This window comes from Sphingobium sp. HDIP04, assembly GCF_000445085.1.
Taxonomy (GTDB): Bacteria; Pseudomonadota; Alphaproteobacteria; order Sphingomonadales; family Sphingomonadaceae; genus Sphingobium; species Sphingobium indicum.
On the sequence record NZ_ATDO01000127.1, the window covers coordinates 1 to 5,304 of the forward strand.

The following is a 5,304-nucleotide window of genomic DNA, read 5'->3' on the forward strand; positions in this document are numbered from 1 at the left end:
AGCGTACTTCAGTACGTGAGCACCGGAAGCGCAGAAAGCCGCTATTTGCAGCCCGCCATGGACTGAATCCCCACACACCCTAGCGGAACACCACCGTCTTGCCGCCATTTTGGAGCACCCGGCGGTCGGCCAGCCAGCTTACCGCCCTGGCCAGCACCTGGGCTTCGATGTCGCGGCCGATGCGGATCATGTCCTCCGCCGTCGCGCGATGGTCCACGCGCTCCACCGCCTGTTCGATGATCGGCCCTTCGTCCAGATCGGCGGTCACGAAATGGGCGGTCGCGCCGATCAGCTTCACGCCCCGCTCATGCGCGCGGTGATAGGGGCGCGCGCCCTTGAAACCGGGAAGGAAGCTGTGGTGGATGTTGACGCAGCGCCCGGCCAGCCTTTCCACCAGCCCTTCGGAAAGCACCTGCATATAGCGGGCGAGGATCAGATATTCGGAGCGTGTCCGTTCGAACAGGCTGAACAGCGCCTCCTCCTGCGCGGCCTTGTCGCCATTGGGCGGCAGCTCATGATAGGGGATGCCGTGCCATTCGGTGATCCGGCGCATGTCGGGATGGTTGGACGCCACGCCCATGATGTCGACCGCCAGCGTGCCCGTCTGCCAGCGGTGCAGCAGGTCCGCCAGGCAGTGCGACCCCTTGGAGACCGCGATCAGCATGCGCGGCTTTTCATCGGCGCTGGTCAGCCGCCAGTCCATGGCGAAGCGGGCGCCGACATCGCCGAACTCGCCGCGCAGCCGGTCGGTGTCGCCCATGCGATCGTCCGTCGCCTCGAACGCGACGCGCATGAAGAAGCGGCCCGCTTTCCGGTCGGCATATTGCTGGCTGTCGGTGATGAAGCCGCCGCGCTCCGCCAGGAACTGGCTGACGGCCGCGACGATGCCGACCTGGTCGGCGCAGGCCAGCGTCAGCACCCAGGATGGGACAACCGGATCAGTCAACGCGCATCTCCCCCGCAAGATCGGGAACCCGTTGCCTCAAGCCTGCGCGCCGATCAACCCGTTATCCGCGTCCTTCGCCCTGCACGCCGGTCATGGCGAAGATGCCCGTCGCATTGCCGGTGTCGAAGGCAAGGTCCAGCCTGCCGGTTTCAGGATCGATGTCGCGGCTGATGAATTCGTAGAACGATCCTGGAACCCGGCGCAGTTCGTTGCCGGCAAAGAGCCGTTCCACCGTGTCGGCGCGCAGGGCCGTCTGCCTGACCCGTCCGGTGCGGGAGATTTCCAGCCGGTCCTTGATCGGCCAGTCCTCCGCCTTCAACCGTTCCGCCAGTGCGGCGACGTCCGCCACCCGGTCCGTCGCGTGGTTGAAGGCATTGCCCTCCGTCGCGATCCAGGCCGCCTCATGGGAACGGGAAAGCAGCAGTTCATAATCCTCGACGCTCGGCGGCCGATGCTGCCGGTCGAAGGCCGCGACGATCGCGGGCAGGGCCGCGGCGGCTTCCTCCAGCGTGACGGGGCGGTCGTCCGCGAATTTTTCCAGCACGGCCTGGGCTTCGGATGTCAGCGGATCGCGGGAAGTGCCGAATATGCGCGCCGCCGCCTCTGCGAATTCCGGGTCGAAGCGGTCGACATGCAGTTCCGACAGGAAGAATTGCGGGATCGCTTCGGGCAGGTCGACATGGCGATAGGCCCGGCCGGTCATCCGCAGCCGGTCCAGCGGATAGACGGCGGCCATCTCATAGCCCAGCGGCACCAATATGCGGGTGAACGCCTCCTCGCCCGGCGGCAATTGTCCGGTCGCGCCCTTGGCCAGCCGCACGGTGCGCAGCGCGCCATGGTCGAACACCACCTTGCCGCCCCGCGCCAGCCGGTCCGCGACATAGGCGGCCCCGCTGGGCACCCTTTCCAGAAGGTCGTGGAACAGCGCGACGTTCATCGCCATGGCGAAGGCGGCGCGCGTGACATGGGGGCCGCCCTGTCCCGTCAGGCGGGGGTCCAGATCGAGCGCTGCGAGCGCCGCCCGTGCCGGTTCGGGGCCGAGAAACCCCTCCACCAGCGCATTGATCACCGACTGATTTTCCACCGACATGGGACGCTCCGTGCTGATGCGCCATTATCGCACGGTTGAAATAAAATTCCAAGCTGTGGCAAGATTTACATCTTCTTCGGCATGCACTCCGCCCCGGCCGCCTTGATCGCGCCGCACAGCCGGCTGGCGTCCGCGCTGCTTGCCAGGGGACCGGCCTGCAACCGGGTCACGCCGCCGCTGGTCAGGATATAGGGCTGGTAGCCGGACAGGCCGCCGACCTTCGCGCTGAGCTGCGTCCAGAGCGCGCGGGCGCGCGCCTCCGCGCTGAAGGCGCCGATCTGAACGCGCCAGCCGCCGCTCGCCGGCTTGGGCAGGGCGGGCCTGGATGCAGGGAGTCTGGATTCTGGGGGCCTGGATTCTGGGGGCTTGGCGGCTGTTGTCTTGGCGGGCGCTGGTTTCGCCGTCGGTTCCGGAGCCTTGGGCTTGGATGGAGTGGAGGGCGGCAATTGCGCCGTCCGCACGGGGGCAGGGGCCTCCCGCACCACGGGCGCGGGCAGGCGGGGTTCATCCGCCGTCGCGCTCTGCCGGCCGATGGACCCGGCCATGGCGATCGCGTCGTTGCGCTGGTCCTGCGGAATATATTTGTCCATCTGGCGGAGGCTGGCCGTCGCCTGGGCCAGGCCGGATTGCGACGCCCGCGTCATCAGCGCATAGGCGCGCACCCAGTTCTTCGCGGTCAGGTCTCCGTTGAACAGGGCGGTGCCGACGATATATTGCGCGCGCGGCTCGCCCCGTTCGGCGGCGCGTTGCAGATAGGGAAAGGCGCCTGCGCGGTCGCCCTGCTGGAACATCAGAAGGCCCAGATTGTCCTCGGCGCGGGAATGGCCCTGTTTCGCGGCCTTGCGATACCAGTCGATGGCGAGCGCGGGATCGGCCTTCACGCCGCGACCCAGCTTGTAGGCCTGGCCCATGTTGAACTGCGCATCGGGATCGCCGGACTGCGCCAGCGGCTGCCACACCGCCACCGCCCTGGCATAATCGCCCTGCTGCCAGGCATCGACGCCGGCCTTCACATCGGCCGACGCAGCCTGCGCCAGGCTCAACATGGTTCCGGCGGCCAACACGCCCCAGATCTGCTTCATGCTCATGCTCCCCAAGGGTTCTTGCACGATCCTATGCCGACGCAAGGTTAATAGCGACTTAGCATTAAGAACATCGCCTTTTTACGGGCTGTCAGGCTTCCGCGCGGATTAACCAATTCTTAGGCGGGCCTGTGGCACTCCTCCCCCCAATTGGATTTTTGGGGGAAGTTGCGTGCGCATATTGGCATTGGCATCGCAAAAGGGGGGATCGGGCAAGACCACCCTGTCGGGACACCTGGCCGTCCAGGCGCAAATGGCGGGCGCCGGTCCGGTCGTGCTGATCGACATCGACCCGCAAGGATCGCTGGCCGACTGGTGGAACGAGCGCGAGGCCGAATATCCCGCCTTCGCCCAGACCACGGTGGCGCGCCTGGCCGCGGACCTGGAGATACTGCGCCAGCAGGGCTTCAAGCTCGCCGTCATCGACACGCCGCCCGCCATCACCATGGCGATCCAGAGCGTCATTTCCGTCGCTGAGCTGATCGTCGTCCCGACCCGCCCCAGCCCGCACGATCTGCGCGCCGTGGGCGCCACGGTCGACCTGTGCGAACGGGCGGGCAAGCCGCTGATCTTCGTCGTCAACGCCGCCACGCCCAAGGCGCGCATCACGTCCGAAGCCGCCGTCGCCTTGTCGCAGCATGGCACGGTCGCGCCGGTCACGCTGCACCACCGCACCGATTTCGCCGCATCGATGATCGACGGCCGCACGGTGATGGAGGTCGACCCCAATGGCCGCTCCGCGGGGGAGGTCACGCAGCTATGGACCTATGTGTCCGACCGGCTGGAAAAGAATTTCCGCCGCACCGTCTTTTCCGTGCCGCACAATGCCGTCGGCACGGCGGGCACGGTCCGTCCGGCAAGCGGCGGCTTCGGCCGCCGGATCTCGCAATAAGAGAAGGGGAGCATCATGGTCGAACCGAAACCTCTCGCTTCGCTGACGTCCGGCCTGCTGGCGCGCAAGGGCGCCGCATCGCCCGCCATGCGCCGTCCCGTCTTCGGCCTGACCGCCGGAGCCACGGCGTTGCAGGAGGATCTGGGCTGGAACGACATGGGCTTTGACGTGACTCAGCCGGAACCGGCGCCGTCCGAAGCCCGCTCCGTCGCCGGGCTGACGCCGATGACGGCGGTTCCCGCCGTCGCGCCGGTGCCCGCCGTCGTGACCGAGCGCGAGGAACTGGCCGAACGCATCGCCGAAACGGCTGCCCCCGCCAAGGTCGAAAAAACCAGGAAGAAGGCCCGTGCCTCCGCCGCGGCGAAGGGTCGCAAGGCCGCCTTCACCCTGCGGCTGGATGCCGATCGCCATCTGAAGCTGCGCCTTGCCAGCGCCATTGTGGGCCGATCCGCGCAGCAGATGGTGACAGAGGCGCTGGACGCCTATCTTGCCAGCCTGCCGGAGGTGGACCGGCTGGCCCGCGAACTGCCGCGCGCGGCGACGACCAGGGATCGGTAAAGCCATGAAGCGCAAGGCCTTCGCCAAAGCAGCGGTCGCGTCGATGCTGATCGGCACGACCATGGTGGGATGCACCGGGGCGGCTTTCCGCACCGCCGCCGTCGCTCCGCAAAAGCCCGATCGGCTGGCGGCCGGCATCGAAAAGGCGCTGGCGGATCGCGACGGCGCCCGCGCGGTCGACCTGGCGGAGGCTGCCGTGCAGGCGGCGCCGCAGGATGCCGGCTACAGGCAGTTGCTTGGCCGCGCCTATGTCGCCGACGGCCGCTTCGCATCGGCGGAAACCGCGCTGGCCGACGCGATGACGCTGGGCAATCGCGATGCGCGCACCATCGTCACCCTCGCGCTGGTAAAGGTGGGCCTGGGCAAGGACCGCGCCGCCCGCGACCTGCTCGCCAGCCATGCCGACATCGTTCCGGCGGCCGACTATGGCCTGGCCATGGCGATGGCGGGCGACGCGCCGGAGGGCGTGCGCATCCTGTCCGAAATGATCCATGATCCGGCGGCCACCGCCCGCACCCGCCAGAACCTGGCCTATGCCTATGCCTTGGCCGGGCGGTGGAAGGATGCGCGCATGATGGCGGGCTTCGACCTCGATCCGCTTGCCGCCAACCAGCGCATCACCCAATGGGCGCAGAATGCCGCGCCAGGCCTTTCGCAGCAGCGCGTCGCGGCGCTGATGGGCGTGACGATCGACGGTGCCGACGCCGGCCAGCCGGCGGCCCTCGCCCTGGCGGCG

At 68.0% G+C, this 5,304-nt stretch carries 5 protein-coding genes and 1 pseudogene; 3 read left to right on the forward strand and 3 right to left on the reverse strand.

Going from position 1 to position 5,304, the window contains the following annotated elements; translation table 11 throughout:
• Positions 1–79 precede the first annotated feature (79 nt).
• From purU to L286_RS44040, 3 genes are all read right to left on the reverse strand, one after another.
• Positions 80–919: a formyltetrahydrofolate deformylase gene (gene purU / locus L286_RS44030; protein WP_007684896.1), complete on the reverse strand. Its 840-nt coding sequence runs from the start codon at positions 917–919 to the stop codon at positions 80–82.
• Between the two features lie 88 nt (positions 920–1,007).
• Positions 1,008–2,036 carry a 2-oxoadipate dioxygenase/decarboxylase family protein gene (locus L286_RS44035; RefSeq protein ID WP_007684898.1) on the reverse strand — a complete coding sequence of 343 codons (1,029 nt, stop codon included), beginning with the start codon at positions 2,034–2,036 and terminating at the stop codon, positions 1,008–1,010.
• A 65-nt stretch (positions 2,037–2,101) separates the two neighbouring features.
• Complete coding sequence (locus L286_RS44040) at positions 2,102–3,124, reverse strand: SPOR domain-containing protein (RefSeq protein WP_007684901.1); 1,023 nt, start codon at positions 3,122–3,124, stop codon at positions 2,102–2,104.
• Between the two features lie 166 nt (positions 3,125–3,290).
• On the opposite strand from L286_RS44040, the gene L286_RS44045 reads away from it, so the two are divergent.
• The 3 genes and pseudogenes from L286_RS44045 to L286_RS44055 all read left to right on the forward strand — a co-directional run.
• Entirely contained in the window at positions 3,291–4,010 is a 720-nt protein-coding gene (locus L286_RS44045; protein WP_007684902.1) for a ParA family protein, read from the forward strand.
• A gap of 15 nt (positions 4,011–4,025) precedes the next feature.
• Positions 4,026–4,568: a hypothetical protein gene (locus L286_RS44050; RefSeq protein WP_007684904.1), complete on the forward strand. Its 543-nt coding sequence runs from the start codon at positions 4,026–4,028 to the stop codon at positions 4,566–4,568.
• Positions 4,569–4,572: 4 nt separating this feature from the next.
• Positions 4,573–5,304: pseudogene (locus tag L286_RS44055) on the forward strand (SPOR domain-containing protein); the annotation flags it as partial.